A 14,398-nucleotide genomic window follows, 5' to 3' on the forward strand; every position below is an offset into this window, starting at 1 on the left:
CACGGAGCCCCTCGAACCCGGTACCCACTTTCGACTTTGGCGATTCGCTCTCACGATCGAGGACCGACTGGACCACACCGAGCTCCCGGTGTGTCCCTGAGACTGTCCGTCGCTGGGACGGCACGTACCCCGAACCTGTTCTCGAGGGGGCACGGACATTCTCGAGAACCGGAACGATTGGTGTCGTCGTCCATCGCCGTCGATAGAGTGAACTCGAACTCCTGCCTGATCCTACCCAATTACCGCACGTTAATATATATCTATCAGCTACTGATATCGGAAGGCGTCGTGATCGATGCTCGCCCTGTGAGAGAGTGTGTGTCAAGCAGAGCCGTTCTGATGGATTCTGAGGGATTATTATTGGAAATCACTACCTACCGAAATAGGAATCAGCGGTAGTTTTATCCTAGCCTGAGATAAAGACCGAAGTGTAGGCAACGAGACCCTGATCAGAGCGTCGTAAGTGACGGCGAACCGATCAGTAACCACCTCACCGAAACAACAGGTAATCACAATGGTAGATTTCGAACCGAAAAGTTACGAGGATTTCGATCCCGAACGGCGACCGTCGTTCGGTGAAGCACTGTTACCGATAGCCGGGATGATCATGTTCCTGGCTGTCGGTATCGTCTATCTCGGGCTCGACGCACAGATGCCCCTGCTCTGGGGGATCGCCTTCATCGGGCTCATCGCACGATACCACTGGGGGTACTCGTGGGACGAACTCTTCGACGGTATCTCGAACAGTATCGTGATGGGACTCGGGGCGATCTTCATCCTCTTCGTGATTTATATGTTGATCGCCTCGTGGATCGACGCCGGGACCATCCCCTTCATCATGTACTGGGGGCTCGAGTTCCTCACGCCGAGCGTCTTCGTCCCGCTTGCCGCACTCCTTTCGTTCGTGGTCGCGATGGCGGTCGGGTCTTCCTGGACCACGGCGGGTTCGCTCGGTATCGCACTGGTCGGTATCGGCGCCGGGCTCGGCATTCCCGAGCCGTTGACCGCCGGTGCGATCCTGTCGGGCGTCTACATGGGTGACAAACAGTCGCCGCTGTCGGACACCACCCTGCTCGCGTCCGGTGTCAGTAACGTCGATCTGTGGGACCACGTTCGCGGGATGTTCCCGAACACGATCATCATCGGCGTCATCTCGCTCGTGCTGTACACGATCCTCGGGCTCACCGCCGATACAGGTGGCGCTGGAGACGCGGCCGGACAGGTCGCCGAAATTCAGGGTGCCCTCGCCGGCACGTACGAACTGTCCGTTCTCGTCCTGATTCCCCTGATCATCACGTTCGGGTTCGCGATCGCGGGCTATCCCGCACTGCCGGCGCTCGGTGCTGGCGTGTTCTCCGGTGCTGGTGTCTCGGTCCTCATTCAGGGCCGTGGATTCGCCGAAGCGTGGGATATCATCCACTACGGTACCGGTCCCGAAACCGGCGTCGAACTGGTCAACGAACTCCTCGCGAGCGGTGGCCTCAACGGCTCGATCTGGGTCATCACCATCGTCTTCGGTGCCCTGTCGATCGGTGGGCTGCTAGAGATCACGGGCGTGCTGGCGGTACTTGCCCACAACACTGCCAAAGCCGTCCGCGGCGTCGGGAGTGCAACGCTCGCAACCGCCATCGGTCCGCTCCTGATGAACGTCCTCACGGCCGACCAGTACATGTCCATCGTTGTGCCGGGCATGACGTTCCGCGACCTCCACGACGAATACGACCTCGACGGGACGAGCCTCTCCCGGACTCTCGAGGAGACGGGTACCGTCTCGGAGGCGATGATCCCGTGGAACTCCGGGGGCGTCTTCATGGCTGCCGCACTGGGCGTGCCCGTGCTTAGCTACCTCCCGTACTTCTTCGTGGGGCTGCTGTCGCCGATCCTGGTCGTCATCATGGGCTTCACCGGGTGGAAGATGTACATGAAGGAACCGGAAGAACCGACGGAGCAGCCGGCCGAAGCGGTCGCGTAACGCTTCGGACCTTTTTCCGGTTTTTTCTTTCTGCTGGTTACCCCTTCCTCGAGATTTAGAAACAAGACCCGCCATATGTGGGCGCGCTCCTGTACGACAGTTAGTATATGAAAAATTTTATAATATGATATCTTATTACTTCGTCTTCATCCGATTCAATACACCCACCAAATAGGTTCCAATGCCCGAATAACGGTATTTATCTCTCGAATACTACTTACTACATTTTGTCTATTTCCGATTTTGGTCCCTATTCTATAATTAGTGGGAGCTGGAACTGGAAGTGCACGAGTAACGAATGTCAACCCCGTCTACTGACGACGGACCGGCGACAAACCGGCACCGTAACGAAAACGGTCGAAGGAGGAGCCGAGCGACTTACATCTGCTCGAGCACGTCGATGCCGAGCAGGTCGAGCCCGTTCTCGAAGACCTGCGTCGTCGCCTCGGTCAGCACGAGACGCTCGTCCCGGGCCGTCTCGGCCTCCAGAACCTGGTTCTTGTGGTAGAAGGAGTTGAACACGTGGGCAAGTTCGAGGAGGTAGTGGGCAAGCGGCGCCGCGTCGTATCGCTCCTCACAGCGCTCCAGAACGATCGGGTAGCGAGCGAGTTCGTACAGCAGTTCCACGTCCGTCTCGTTGAAGTTCGACGGATCGATCTGGTCGGCAGCCGGGACGGCGTCCGCACCGTCGAGGATGCTGTACCCTCGAGTCGCCGCGTACTGGACGTAGGGTCCCGTGTCGCCCTCGAGCGACACCGACTCGTCGATGTCGAAGGTGATGTCTCGTGCCCGCTTGGAGGCGACCATCTCGTACTTGACAGTCGCCAGCGCGATTTTGTTCGCGACCGTCTGGATCTCCCCCTCGGCGCTGCGGCCCTTCTCCTCGACGATGTCTCGGGCGCGGTCCCGGGCACGGTCGAGCACTTCGCGAGCGGTGATGATCTGTCCCTTCCGGGTCGACATGCTGCCCTCGGGCAGGCTGATCAGGCCGTAGTCGATGTGCTTGAGCTTGATGTCGTCGTACCCCATCTTCCGGGCGGCGACGAACAGCTGCTGGAAGTACCGGTCCTGTTCGTTCGCGACGACGTAGACGGACTGGTCCGCGTCGTACTCCTGGAGACGGTACTCGATGGTCGCCAGGTCCCGGGTGCCATACAGCGTCGAGCCGTCGGACTTGACGATATAGAACGGCTCGAAGTCGGCGTCCTCGAGGTCGTCGCTTTCCTCGAGCATCTCGCGAGCGCGGTCGAGCGAGGGGTCGACGTCCGCCGCGTTCGGGTCGCCCACGTTCTCGTAGTCGTCCGGGTAGATCGGGATGTACACCGCTTCGCCTTCGCCGCGCATAGCGACGTCGTTCTCGAGTGCCTTCTCGATGACGACGTCGTTCCAGCCCTCGCGGGCGTAGAAGCTCTCGCCCATCCAGATGTCGAAGTCGACGCCGAGGTCGGCGTAGGTCTCCTCGAAGCGGTCGATACTCACTTCCCGGAACGTCTCCCAGAGGTCGACTGCCTGTTCGTCGTCCTGTTCGAGGCGGGCGAACCACTCCTTGCCGCTTTCGGTGTGGTACTCGCGCTCCTCCTCGACGGACTCTTTGAAGCGGTCGGTGACGGGTTCGTTCTCCTCGAGGTCCTCGAGCATCGAGTCGCGCTGTTCGAACTGCTGGTACAACTCGAGTAGGTGCTCGATCGGGTCCGACTCGAAGTCCGACTCGTTGCCGAACTCCGTGTACTCGTGCATCAGGTTCCCGAACTGCACCCCCCAGTCGCCGAGATGGTTGTCGCGGGTGACGTCGTGGCCCCGCGCCTCGAGAACGTTCATGACGGCGTCGCTGAGGATCGTATTCCGCAGGTGGCCCACGTGGAGTGGCTTGGCGATGTTGGGGGAGGAAACGTCGGCGAGGATCGTATCCGATTCGGTGACCGTGCGGGTGCCGTACTCGGTCCCGTCCTCGAGGATCGCCGACAGCGTCTCGTTCGCGAGCGCCGACCTGTCCGCGTGGTAGTTGATGTGGCCGCCCTCGACGGTGACCGTCTCGATCCCGTCCGGAAGCCCGTTCGCGCGATGGGCGTCTGCGATCGATTCCGCGACGGCCACGGGGGGTTCGCCCGCGTCTGCCGCGATCGAGAACGAGAGTGGCGAGGAGAACTCCCCTTTTTCCTCGTCGGTGACGTCTTCGACTTCGATGTCCGAGATGTCGATTTCGTAGTCGTACCCCGCGTCCGCCGTCGCATCGCGGAGCCCCGTAATCAGATCCTGTCGAAGCTGATAAAGCATTATAGGTGGTCGTTTATTCCCCAGAAATATAAGTTCCACTACGATCGTTCCGGTATTATTATTGATACTTCGACGGGGTTCCGTCCCGCGGTTCGACGGCAGAGAAACGACGGGACCGGGGTGACGGCGGCCTTACTCGGGATCGATCAGCGAGGGAATGTCCTCGCTGACGATTTGTTCACAGTACCGACACCGCATCCCGTCGTCCAGCACTTCGAACCGGGAACTTACGGGTTCGTCGTTGGCGGTGATACAGTTCGGGTTCGGACAGGAGAGGACGCCTTCGACGACCTCGGGCCGGTCGACGCGGCGCTTTTCGGCGACTTCGTAGTTCCGGACGATGTTGATCGTCGCGTTCGGCGCGATCACCGAGAGGACGTCGACCTCGTCCTGGCTCAGTTCACGACCCTCGATTTTGACGATGTCCTTGCGACCGTGGCGGTCCGACGAGACGTTCATCCCGACCGTGACCTGTTCGTCGTTCGTTCCGTCGATTCCCAGAATACCAAGCACTTTGAGCGCCTGTCCGGCACGGATGTGGTCGATGACGGTGCCGTCCTGAATCTTGCTGACCTGAAGGTGTTGGTCGTCCTCGTTACTCATCGGTCTCACCTCCGGCGTTCGTGAGCAGCAGATCTAACAGCGCCATTCGGACGGGGACGCCGTTGTGGGCCTGTTCGAAGTAGGCCGCGTGGTCGGTATCGTCGATTTCGGGTGCGATCTCGTCGACGCGGGGAAGTGGGTGCATGATCGTCAGGTCGTCGCTGGCGTCCTCGAGGTGGTCGGGGCCGATCTGGTACTCGCCGGCGACTTGCTGGTACTCGTTTTCGTCGGGGAACCGTTCACGCTGGATGCGAGTCACGTAGAGGACGTCCAGGTCCGGCAGGATTCCCTCGAGTTCGTCGTGTTCGCGGATCTGGGTGCCGTCCTGTTCCTGATGGAGGTCGTAGACGACCTCCCGCGGAAGTTGGAGGCTCTCGGGGCTGATGAAGTGCTGGTGGACGTCGAAGTTCGTCAGCGCGTGGGCCAGCGAGTGGACCGTCCGCCCGTACTTCAGGTCCCCCATGATCCCGATCGTCAGATCCTCGAGGCCGGCGTTCTCGCGGATAGTGTAGAGGTCGAGCAGGGTTTGTGTGGGATGGTGACCGGCGCCGTCGCCGGCGTTCAACAGCGGCACGTCGACGAACTCGCTGGCCATCTGGGCTGCGCCCTGCTGGGGGTGGCGCAGCACCAGCGCGTCCGCGTAGCCCTCGATGACTCGAACCGTATCCGCCAGCGTCTCTCCCTTCTTGACGCTCGAGGAGTCGACCGAGCCCATGTCGACGACGTCGCCGCCGAGGCGTTTCATGGCGGTGTCGAAGCTCATTTTCGTGCGGGTGCTCGGTTCGAAAAAGAGGAGCCCGAGGACGGCGTCGGAGTAACGGTCGGTGAATGCCCCTGGGTCGGCATCGATCTCGGCTGCCCGGTCGAGGACGGTTTCGATGTCCGCCCGCGACAGTTGCTTGCTGGTGACGAGGTGGTCGAGGTGCATCACTCTGGGTGTCCGCTCCGCATAACTTGAATCTTCCCTTCCATCGTGAACCTGCTCGGGGGAGGTTTGCTATGGATGCACAGACCTGTATCGATACAGGTTTAAATACTAAATATCCCGTCCGGATCGAACGTTCCGGAGAAGAAACAGTGTTCGGGCTATTGGCCGAGGTCGCCGGTCGTCCCGTGGCCCGGTAGAAACAGGGGTGATACGGCCAGAACCACTAGCGAGGGTATGAAGGTCGCCGTCGCCGGCACGTTCGGACCGATCCACGACGGGCACCGGAACCTGTTCGACCACGCGCTTCGGTTCGGGAACGACGGCGTCGTCGTTGGGCTCACCAGCGACGCTTTTGCGACCGAAACCCGGAAAGCCCCGCGAGATCCCCTCCTCCGAGCACCGTCGGGAGTCCGTTGCCGAAACGATCGCCGAACTCGACGACCGGGGTCGCACCGTCGAGATCCACGAACTCGAGAGCGAGTATGGAATCGTCGGCGACGAACCCTCGATCGACACGCTGGTCGTCTCCCCGGAAACCGCGCCGGAACTCGAAACGATCAACCGTCTGCGGCGCGAGGAGGGAGACGAACCGCTGACGGGTATCGTCGCTCCGTACGTGCTCGCCGAGAACGGCGAGCGCATCTCGTCGACGCGCGTAGTCGAAGGCGAGATCGATGAACACGGTCGACTGCTCGAGTGAGTTGGGTTCGCGACGCGTGGACGCAGGTCTCCGCCCGATCGTTCGCACGTGACGCTGACTGCCAGGACTCTCGACAGCGTATCATACTAGTCGATCGGAGGGAAGCCGTTCGGTCTGTGAGTAAGCAGGGCCGTATAAGAGCTCGGTGGACCAGTAGAATATCCGTTCCACCCCGCTCGAGAGGCTGTCGGTTCCGTATCGATCAGAATCGTGTTTCCCCGGACAAACTAAATCATGAATTATTCGAGTTATCGGCATCTGGTCGATTGGTCCAGTGAGGGTATCGACCGGGTTCCATCGCTTCACCCACATATTGGAATGAGAATAGGATAGCCGATCCGTCCACTGAACAGAACGTAGGTGGCTCGTCACATCGTATATGCGTCGTCCCCTCGAACAGTACCGTATGCACGTCCTCGTTCCGATCGACGACTCCGATCCCGCTCGCGAGGCACTCGAGTACGCCTTCAGCAACGTCCCCGACGCCGAGTTCACCGCCTTGCACGTCGTCGAACCGTCGGTCGCCGCCCATCGCGGCGACGACGCGCCCTACGGCGTGGAGTTACCCGTCGCGACCGACGACGACCGTCTCGAGGCGACCTTCGGGCCCGCGCGGTCGCTGGCGGACGAGCATGGGTGTTCGCTGACGACCGAGGTACTCGCCGGCTCCCCGGCCCGGTCTATCGTCCAGTTCGCGACGGACACGGACGTCGACCGTATCGTCATCGGCAGCCACGGCCGCACCGGGGTCAGTCGGGTCCTGCTGGGGAGCGTCGCGGAACGGGTCGTTCGGCGCGCGCCGGTTCCGGTGACCGTCGTCAGGTAGGGGCCGAGCGGCGGAGCCACGATCACCGACCGTCGCCCGCCGTGTGTACGATCAGTTTCCCGATCCAGTCTCCACTGGTATCTCGCTGACCGCGCTGTTCGCCGACGAGGTACCTGACTTCGACGACGACTGGGCCCTCGGACTCGACGATGCGCTCGTAGATCCGATCGCTGAGTTCCGGATCGGGGCCGGGATCGGGACCGCGAACCGCCACCACGACGCGATCGATCGAGCGGACCGGATAGTCGTCGTCCAGAACGACTTCGACGGATTCCTCCTCGAGGTCGGCGTGTTCAGGTTCCTCGAGCGCGTCGGCGACCGCCTCGTCGGCGGACGATTTCAACTGGGTTGCCTGGAACTCGAGCAGCGTGATTCCGGCCAGCGGCGCGGCGAGGACGAGCAACGCGACCCCGAAGACGACCCCGTAGGTGGCCGTACGCTTGCGTGTCGGCGACACGTCGAACAGCCCCTGCGGCCGGTAGCCGGCGACCCACAGCGTGACCAGCGCGGCGAGGTTGATCGACAGGACGTTGACGACGACGAGCACGAGCGCTCCCACGGCCGCGCCGTACATCCCCCAGGCAGCCGTGATGCCGACGGCTGCCGCCGGCGGGATCAGCGCGGCCGCGATCATCACGCCGACGATCGCTTCGGAGAAGCCCCGCGTCAGACTCAGGATACCCGCCACGCCGGCCCCGAGTGCGACCGCGATAGAGAGCAGGTTCGGCGAGACCCGCTCCTCGAGTTCGGCGACGACGACGATGTCGACACCACCCGGTTCGAGCCCGCCGAGTCGGGCGAGCGTCGCGAGCCCGATCGATGCCAGGATCACGATGGCGACACCGAGCGTCTGGTACCGGAACCCCGTGGATCGCAGGTCGTCGTCACCGGTGACGATGCCGACGCTGGCAGCCAGTGCGGGACCGAGCAACGGCGCGATGACCATCGACCCGACGACGACCGCGGGCGAGTCCGCCAGCAGTCCCGCGGTCGCGACGACGGCACTGATCAGTAGCATGACGAGGTACACCGAGAGCGACGGCGTGAACTCGTCCGCCTTCGTCCGCAACACCTGTCTCGAGGTCCGGGGGCCTCTCGTTCCGCCACGGCTGTACCGCTCTAGCAGGTCATCGAACTCGCTCGAAACGACCGTCTGAGCGTCGATGACGACGACGCGACCCGCTTCGAGGCCGGCGTCGGCCAGTCGGTCGAGTACTGGTTCGACGGCACGGGTCGGGAGTGGAAGCCGAACGACCGCCGCATCGTCGACAGCGGACGCCGTCACCTCCTCGGTGACGACGTACTCGATTCCTTCCTCGTCGAGTACGTCGAGGATGGCACGTCGACGATCGGCGGGAACGGTGATCTCGAGGTACCGCATCGAACGGGTCGACCACGGACGGCGGGATAGTTCTGGTGCCGGTCCAGGCCTGTACTGCAAGGATCAGGCTGTGCCATTCGATTCGACCCTGCAGTCGACGCCTGGAACGATACCGGGGCGGGCCATCGATGCGACGTCGTCGCCTCCATCTCCGACGACTGACGACTCGCGGGAACCGCGTTCCCTGCCGACGTAACGGATCCCGTTCCTTTCGGCTAACCGATGATTACACCCATACTGCTGTAAATGTACAGCTACCAGCTGCACCTGTACAGCCTGCTAACCGGTCCGCCGTTCGATCCCGCCGAAACTGCACGATACAATCAATCAGCCGACCATTTCGGACGCGGTTCGAACGTTCCCGTTTCCGGAACCCTCCCCTGCCGAACCCGGTCGGTCGACCGACGGGTCGTCAGGTTCGGACTCGAGCACCCGACGCGCGACTCCGTCCCCGTGGATCGGCGACTCCAACGGCGGATGGTTACGACGTCGAAACGCCGCGGGCGACGGAGGCGAGAACGCCGGTCCGACTCGTCGCGCCGACGGCACCTCAGGCGGTCAACACCGGACGATCCGCCGTCCTGACGACGCGTTCCGCCACGCTGCCGATCTTCCCCGTCCGCTCGTGACTCTGGCCCTGGAACCCGATCACGACCAGGTCGGCGTCGAGTTCCTCGGCTTTCTTCCGGACCTCTTCCCAGGGCCGCCCGTGACAGACGGTGGACTCGCACTCGATCCCCACGTTGTCCGCCCGGTCCGCGAGTTCCTCGAGCATCGCCTGGCCCTGCTCCTCGAGTCGGGTGAGGACGATCTCGGCGCTGCTCAATGCGGGTTCGCCGTACCGGTGGGTCTCGACGCAGTACAACGCATGTACGTCGGCGTCGTACCGGTCGGCGAGCGTCAGTGCGTGTTCGACCGCGCGATTCGCCGGGTCGCTCCCGTCCGTCGGAACGAGTATCGTGTCGTACATCGGCGTAACGGGTTCCACGTCGAAAGGCGACAAATAGCTCACACCTCGATGGCTGATATGTCCGGACACGCGACGCTCTCATACGGTTTGCTGTCCGTCAGTTCCGGCACAACCGCGACCCGGCAGCGGTCGTGCCGGTAAATCGGTACAGCACTCCACATCAAGCGGTCAGCACCGGCCGGTCGACGTACCTGACGACACGCTCCGCGACGCTCCCGATCTCGCCACCGGATCCCAGCCCGCGGTTCCCGAGCACGATCAAATCGGCGTCGATCTCCTCCGCGAGGGCACCGATCTCCTCGTGAGGGCGACCCTGGCGGAGTTCCCGTTCCACGTCGACGGACGCTCGAGCGGCGATATCGGAGAGGATCTCGTTTCCCCGGTCCTCGAGGTCGGAGAGGACCTCGCCCGAGTCGTCTACCACCGAACCGCCGTACCGTCGGGTGTCGACCACGTACGTCGCGTGGAGGTCGGCGTCGAACGTCGATGCGAGGTCGATCGCGTGTTCGGCCGCACGGCTCCCTGGTTCGCTTCCGTCGGTCGCGACGAGGATCGTCTCGTACATGCGGTCGGTAACCACCACAGGTGGCGGCATATAGTTTACACCGCACACCGCGATTCCACCCGGACCCAGTCCCGATCGAATCGGGGCGGACTACTCGACGACCAGTACCGGCACCTCAGCCCGCGAGACGACCCGTGCCGTCGTACTCCCCAGCAGGCGGTCGTCGGCGGCGCCGGCCGCGCGTCCTCGTGTCCCCATGACGACGAGATCGGCGCCGACGTCCGTCGCGTACTCGAGCAGTTCGTCCGCCGGGACGCCGCGACGGACGGCCGTCACCGCCTCGAGGTCGCGTTCCGCGGCCGCGGCCGCGACGGTCTCGGTCGCGTTCTCGCCCCCCTCCGAGAGCAGTCCGATGATGCTCCGGGGCGCGTCCTCGAGGTCGTAGATCGTTGCGTCGACAACGTAGACGGGCCGGATCTCGGCGTCGTACCGCTCGGCGATCTCGAGGGCGCCGTCGGCGGCGCGCTCGGCGGCGTCGCTGCCGTCGGTCGGGACGACGACCCGCTCGAGTTCGGGATCGTCCGGGGTATCGGCCGTCAACGGTACGGAAAGCACGGGTACGTCGCCGAGCGTGATCACGCGCTCGGTGGTACTCCCCATGCGAGCGCGTTCCTCGCCGGCTCGCGTTCGACCGTGGGTCCCCATTGCGATCAGGTCGACGTCATGTTCGTCGGCGTACGAGAGGATCGACCGGTGGGGAACACCCTCCCGAACCTCACGGGCGGTCTCGAGCCCCCGCTCTTCGGCGCGGTTCGTGACCTGAATCGTCGCGTCGCGGCCGCGGGGCTCGGAGTGGGCCGACGCAGCCTCGAGTTGGTCGGCATCGAGGTCGGCGTCGGTGGCACCGATCCCTTCGTCGACGACGTACAGGGCGTGGACGGCCGCTCCGTACGTCTCGGCCAGGTCGATCGCACGGGCGATCGTCGCCTCTGCGCCGGCGCTGCCGTCGGTCGGGACGAGCACGGTATCGACGGATATCATGGTCCTGTTCGAGAGTTCGAGACGAACCATCATCAAGCCACCCCGTCGGAAGAGTCCCCGCCTCACCGAACGATGGTTATCGAGACCGGAACCCGGCGGACCACCGTCTCGGAGACGCTTCCGTACAGCGGCCGCCGCTCGTCGGGCCGGCCGTGAGCACCGATGACGACGTGGTCGACGTCCTCCTCGGTGGCGTACTCGACGACGAGACGCCCCGGGTCGCCGATGTCGGACTCGGTCGTCACCTCCCGATCGTACTCGTCGGCGACGGCGTCGGCCTCCGAGAACAGGCGATCGGTCGCTTCCTCGACCGAGCCGTACCACTCGTCGGTGCCGATCAGTGGCTCGTAGGCCGACGGCGAATCGACGACGGAGTCGCGCCCGTAGCCGGGATCGAAGAGGTCGACCACGTGGTAGACGATCACCTCGGCCTCGGGGTATTCTCGAAGCGCGTGGCGAAGCGCCTGGAACGATAGCGGCGAACCGTCTACCGGGACGAGCACCGTACTGACCATACGCGAGTATTCGAGCGGAACGACCATAGTGTCGGGGGGCCTCACCAGACCCGTGGGAGCAGGGTAGCGGTATTTTCCCGCCGGTCGTCGATATCCTCACAGGAGCTGCTGCTCGAACCAGTCGGCTGCCACGTCGGCGACTTCCTCGAGTTCGCCCTCTCCCTCGAAGAGGTGGCCCGCGCCCTCGACGACGTGTACCTCGCGTTGGCCGGCCAGCGCGTCGGTCGCCTCCCGGTTGAGCCGCAGCACCTGTTCGTCCTCGCCGCCGACGATCAGCAGGACCGGCGCGGTGACCTCACCCAGTCGCTCCGAGGCGAGGTCGACCCTGCCGCCGCGAGAGACGACGGCATCGACGTCACCCGAGTCCGGACGGGCCGCCGCGCGCAACGCCGCCGCGGCCCCCGTGCTCGAGCCGAAGTAGCCGTACCGGACGTCCGGACCCGTCTCCCCGCTGTCGCGGAGCCACTCGGTGGCCGCGACCAGCCTGTCGGTCAGCAGGGGGATGTCGAACCGGTTCTCGCGGTCCCGGTCTTCGGCTTCGGTCAGCAGGTCGAACAGCAGGGTCCCCAGTCCCCGGTCCCGGAGCGCGTCGGCGACGTAGTTGTTTCGCGGGCTCTTCCGACTGCTTCCGCTCCCGTGTGCGAAGATGACGACGCCGTCCGCGTCCGCCGGGACGGCGAGATCACCCTCGAGTTCGACGTCGTCGACCGGAATCGTGGTGTAGTTCCTCGCGGACATTTCTCGTGGTCTCTGTGTGCCGACCCCTACCCCTCGGGCTCGAGGGGCCGATCCGCCCAGGGCGGCTGTTCAGTCGATGTCGATCGTCCGGCCCGTCGGCTCCGTCGTCTCCCGCTTCGGGAGCATCAGTGTCACGACGCCGTTCCTGTACGTCGCCTCGACTGCGTCCTCCTCGACCGGCTGGGGGAGGCTGACGGAGCGACTCAGCGATCGACGCTCGCGTTCGCTTCGGATGTACATGTCCTCGTCCGCTTCGTCGGACTCCTGGGTCGTCTCCCGCTCGCGCTTCGCGGTGATGTGAACCGTATCGTCCGAGAGCCGCAGCTCGATGTCCTGTTTCTCGAATCCGGGAACGTCGGCCGTCAGGACGAACTCGTCGCCGCGGTCGGCGAGATCGATCCCCATCCGCTCGGTCGCCGTCGCCGGCGTTCCCAACTGATCGACGTTCCACGTCTCGAGGGCCTGTTCGAACTGCCGTTGCATGCGCTCGAACTGGCGCTCGAGGCTTTTGAACGGGTTGTCGTCGGTTGCCATGTGTATCCGGGGCACGCTCCCCGGTGAACGCTCCACCGGGCGGCGAGTTAAACGTTTCATCGGTCTCGGGGGTATACGGGGCTGTCCGTAGTCGATCCGAGACGTGACCGGGACCGAAATCGACGGCTGCGCCGACAGCAGTCGCGTTGCTCTCGGGGCAGGCGGCCGAACGGACGCCGATCGTCTCGCGCGGGACCTCGAGTACGAGACCGACGAGCACGCCCGGATCGAGGCCGACGTCGACCTGCTCCGGAGCGGGCTCGTCCCGACGCTGAAGCGGACCATCCAGGTCAAGCTCGTCGAGAAGCTCCCCATCAGGGTGCCGTAGGCCGAGAACCCCGAGGACGGTGCCGCTATCTGACGACGATTACCGGGACCGGTGCGCGCCTGACCACCGTCTCGGCGACGCTGCCCAGCAACACACGGCTGGTCCCGCGGCGACCGTGGCTGCCGATGACGACCTCGTCGACGTCCGCCTCCTCGACGTAGTCCGTGATCTCCCGGGCCGGCTTGCCGACGACCGAGTCGGTGTCGATCGAGGCTCCGTGGTCGTCGGCTCTCTCCCGGGCGGTCTCGAGCAACGTCTCGGCTTCCGCCTCCAGGTCTGCCAGGTAGTCCTGGTCGGCGAACCACGCGTCGACGCTCGTCTCGTAGGGATCGATCACGTGCAGTGCCGTGATGTCCGCGTCGGGGTACTCCGCGAGTGCGTACTCGAGCGCCTGTTCCGCCGGGTCGGAGTCGTCGATCGGGACGAGGACGTGCATATTCGGGAGTTCCATGGCAACCCACAAAAAAGTAGAACGCGGGCGGACCGACGCCCGCGTCTCGCCGCTCACCCCTCCGGGTCGAGGTAACGCGCCGGGACGTACGGGCGGACGCGCCGACGACCGTCGCGACGGCGTCGCCGCCGGCGATCGCTACCGGGACCGCCGCGACGCCGGCGAGCGCGAGGTCCTCGGGCGCGCCGTCGTACCGGACCAGTCGCCGGGGGCGGAGCCACCGCCCGTGGAAGTGGCTGTAGACGGCCCGGTCGGAGGCCCCTTCCCACGGGCGCAACTCGAGGCCGCCACCGAGCGCGTCGGTGGCGGCGTGCAACGCCGCGGCCGCGAGCCCGACGGCTGCGCCGACGGACCACGTCGAGGGCGCCAGGATCGCCAGCGCGACCGCCGGGACCGCGGCGATCGAGGCGTAGACGGGGTAGTGAAGCGTCTTCCGGTGGCCGGCATAGAGGTCGAGATCCGGCGCGAGACCGCCGACGAATCCCGCGAGGAACGCGGCGGGTGCGTGTTCGGGAGCGACCGCGAGGACGGGCACGGCCAGGAGCATGCCCAACAGCGCGTGCGTCGTAGCCATCATCGTGTCCTCTCGTAACCGACGGAATGACAAGAGCGTTCCGTCGGGGGAAGTGGAG

General features: G+C 64.4%; 14 protein-coding genes and 2 pseudogenes. 4 read left to right on the forward strand and 12 right to left on the reverse strand.

Annotated elements, in window-relative coordinates:
• Positions 1-514: 514 nt before the first annotated feature.
• Complete coding sequence (arcD, locus tag CHINAEXTREME_RS12100; RefSeq protein WP_007141600.1) at positions 515-1,972, forward strand: arginine/ornithine antiporter ArcD; 1,458 nt, start codon at positions 515-517, stop codon at positions 1,970-1,972.
• A gap of 378 nt (positions 1,973-2,350) precedes the next feature.
• Here the strand turns inward: arcD and CHINAEXTREME_RS12105 are convergent, their stop codons facing one another.
• The 3 genes from CHINAEXTREME_RS12105 to pyrB form a co-directional block, all read right to left on the reverse strand.
• Complete coding sequence (locus tag CHINAEXTREME_RS12105) at positions 2,351-4,246, reverse strand: arginine--tRNA ligase (protein ID WP_007141601.1); 1,896 nt, start codon at positions 4,244-4,246, stop codon at positions 2,351-2,353.
• A gap of 132 nt (positions 4,247-4,378) precedes the next feature.
• The gene (gene pyrI, locus CHINAEXTREME_RS12110) at positions 4,379-4,849 is read right to left on the reverse strand and encodes an aspartate carbamoyltransferase regulatory subunit (protein ID WP_007141602.1); all 471 of its coding nucleotides are present in this window, start codon (positions 4,847-4,849) and stop codon (positions 4,379-4,381) included.
• Positions 4,842-5,777, reverse strand: a complete 936-nt coding sequence (gene pyrB, locus CHINAEXTREME_RS12115; protein ID WP_007141603.1) for an aspartate carbamoyltransferase — start codon at positions 5,775-5,777, stop codon at positions 4,842-4,844. Before pyrB ends, pyrI begins: the two co-directional genes overlap by 8 nt.
• 234 nt (positions 5,778-6,011) lie before the next feature.
• Between pyrB and CHINAEXTREME_RS12120 the strand changes: the two are divergent.
• Both CHINAEXTREME_RS12120 and CHINAEXTREME_RS12125 read left to right on the forward strand, forming a co-directional pair.
• A pseudogene (locus CHINAEXTREME_RS12120) lies at positions 6,012-6,477 on the forward strand (phosphopantetheine adenylyltransferase).
• A 406-nt stretch (positions 6,478-6,883) separates the two neighbouring features.
• Positions 6,884-7,303, forward strand: a complete 420-nt coding sequence (locus CHINAEXTREME_RS12125; RefSeq protein ID WP_007141604.1) for a universal stress protein — start codon at positions 6,884-6,886, stop codon at positions 7,301-7,303.
• A gap of 22 nt (positions 7,304-7,325) precedes the next feature.
• On the opposite strand, the gene CHINAEXTREME_RS12130 is transcribed toward CHINAEXTREME_RS12125, so the two are convergent.
• From CHINAEXTREME_RS12130 to CHINAEXTREME_RS12160, 7 genes are all read right to left on the reverse strand, one after another.
• Positions 7,326-8,684, reverse strand: a complete 1,359-nt coding sequence (locus CHINAEXTREME_RS12130) for a TIGR00341 family protein (RefSeq protein ID WP_007141605.1) — start codon at positions 8,682-8,684, stop codon at positions 7,326-7,328.
• A gap of 550 nt (positions 8,685-9,234) precedes the next feature.
• Positions 9,235-9,654 carry a universal stress protein gene (locus CHINAEXTREME_RS12135; RefSeq protein ID WP_007141606.1) on the reverse strand — a complete coding sequence of 140 codons (420 nt, stop codon included), beginning with the start codon at positions 9,652-9,654 and terminating at the stop codon, positions 9,235-9,237.
• A 160-nt stretch (positions 9,655-9,814) separates the two neighbouring features.
• Positions 9,815-10,219 carry a universal stress protein gene (locus tag CHINAEXTREME_RS12140; RefSeq protein WP_007141607.1) on the reverse strand — a complete coding sequence of 135 codons (405 nt, stop codon included), beginning with the start codon at positions 10,217-10,219 and terminating at the stop codon, positions 9,815-9,817.
• A 90-nt stretch (positions 10,220-10,309) separates the two neighbouring features.
• Positions 10,310-11,230: a universal stress protein gene (locus CHINAEXTREME_RS12145; protein WP_010546733.1), complete on the reverse strand. Its 921-nt coding sequence runs from the start codon at positions 11,228-11,230 to the stop codon at positions 10,310-10,312.
• Positions 11,231-11,262: 32 nt separating this feature from the next.
• Entirely contained in the window at positions 11,263-11,715 is a 453-nt protein-coding gene (locus tag CHINAEXTREME_RS12150; RefSeq protein WP_029601628.1) for a universal stress protein, read from the reverse strand.
• 96 nt (positions 11,716-11,811) lie between these two features.
• Entirely contained in the window at positions 11,812-12,453 is a 642-nt protein-coding gene (locus tag CHINAEXTREME_RS12155; protein ID WP_007141610.1) for a dienelactone hydrolase family protein, read from the reverse strand.
• A gap of 69 nt (positions 12,454-12,522) precedes the next feature.
• Positions 12,523-12,987 carry an Hsp20/alpha crystallin family protein gene (locus CHINAEXTREME_RS12160; protein WP_007141611.1) on the reverse strand — a complete coding sequence of 155 codons (465 nt, stop codon included), beginning with the start codon at positions 12,985-12,987 and terminating at the stop codon, positions 12,523-12,525.
• Between the two features lie 103 nt (positions 12,988-13,090).
• On the opposite strand from CHINAEXTREME_RS12160, the gene CHINAEXTREME_RS12165 reads away from it, so the two are divergent.
• Entirely contained in the window at positions 13,091-13,315 is a 225-nt protein-coding gene (locus tag CHINAEXTREME_RS12165; protein WP_007141612.1) for a hypothetical protein, read from the forward strand.
• Positions 13,316-13,340: 25 nt separating this feature from the next.
• On the opposite strand, the gene CHINAEXTREME_RS12170 is transcribed toward CHINAEXTREME_RS12165, so the two are convergent.
• Both CHINAEXTREME_RS12170 and CHINAEXTREME_RS22245 read right to left on the reverse strand, forming a co-directional pair.
• Positions 13,341-13,751 (reverse strand): universal stress protein, encoded by a 411-nt coding sequence (locus tag CHINAEXTREME_RS12170; RefSeq protein ID WP_010546734.1) that lies wholly within the window; start codon positions 13,749-13,751, stop codon positions 13,341-13,343.
• A gap of 118 nt (positions 13,752-13,869) precedes the next feature.
• Positions 13,870-14,343, reverse strand: a pseudogene (locus CHINAEXTREME_RS22245) (metal-dependent hydrolase); the annotation flags it as partial.
• Positions 14,344-14,398 lie beyond the last annotated feature (55 nt).

Origin of the sequence: Halobiforma lacisalsi AJ5, from assembly GCF_000226975.2 — an archaeon.
GTDB lineage: Archaea > Halobacteriota > Halobacteria > Halobacteriales > Natrialbaceae > Natronobacterium > Natronobacterium lacisalsi.

Coding starts and splice junctions, on each gene's coding strand:
- CHINAEXTREME_RS12145 (WP_010546733.1), bottom strand. CDS start 11,230: ATGGTTCGTCTCGAACTCTCGAACAGGACCATGATATCCGTCGATACC.
- CHINAEXTREME_RS12125 (WP_007141604.1), top strand. CDS start 6,884: ATGCACGTCCTCGTTCCGATCGACGACTCCGATCCCGCTCGCGAGGCA.
- pyrI (WP_007141602.1), bottom strand. CDS start 4,849: ATGAGTAACGAGGACGACCAACACCTTCAGGTCAGCAAGATTCAGGAC.
- CHINAEXTREME_RS12135 (WP_007141606.1), bottom strand. CDS start 9,654: ATGTACGACACGATACTCGTTCCGACGGACGGGAGCGACCCGGCGAAT.
- CHINAEXTREME_RS12150 (WP_029601628.1), bottom strand. CDS start 11,715: ATGGTCAGTACGGTGCTCGTCCCGGTAGACGGTTCGCCGCTATCGTTC.
- CHINAEXTREME_RS12140 (WP_007141607.1), bottom strand. CDS start 10,219: ATGTACGAGACGATCCTCGTCGCGACCGACGGAAGCGAACCAGGGAGC.
- CHINAEXTREME_RS12160 (WP_007141611.1), bottom strand. CDS start 12,987: ATGGCAACCGACGACAACCCGTTCAAAAGCCTCGAGCGCCAGTTCGAG.
- CHINAEXTREME_RS12155 (WP_007141610.1), bottom strand. CDS start 12,453: ATGTCCGCGAGGAACTACACCACGATTCCGGTCGACGACGTCGAACTC.
- CHINAEXTREME_RS12130 (WP_007141605.1), bottom strand. CDS start 8,684: ATGCGGTACCTCGAGATCACCGTTCCCGCCGATCGTCGACGTGCCATC.
- CHINAEXTREME_RS12170 (WP_010546734.1), bottom strand. CDS start 13,751: ATGCACGTCCTCGTCCCGATCGACGACTCCGACCCGGCGGAACAGGCG.
- pyrB (WP_007141603.1), bottom strand. CDS start 5,777: ATGCACCTCGACCACCTCGTCACCAGCAAGCAACTGTCGCGGGCGGAC.
- CHINAEXTREME_RS12105 (WP_007141601.1), bottom strand. CDS start 4,246: ATGCTTTATCAGCTTCGACAGGATCTGATTACGGGGCTCCGCGATGCG.
- arcD (WP_007141600.1), top strand. CDS start 515: ATGGTAGATTTCGAACCGAAAAGTTACGAGGATTTCGATCCCGAACGG.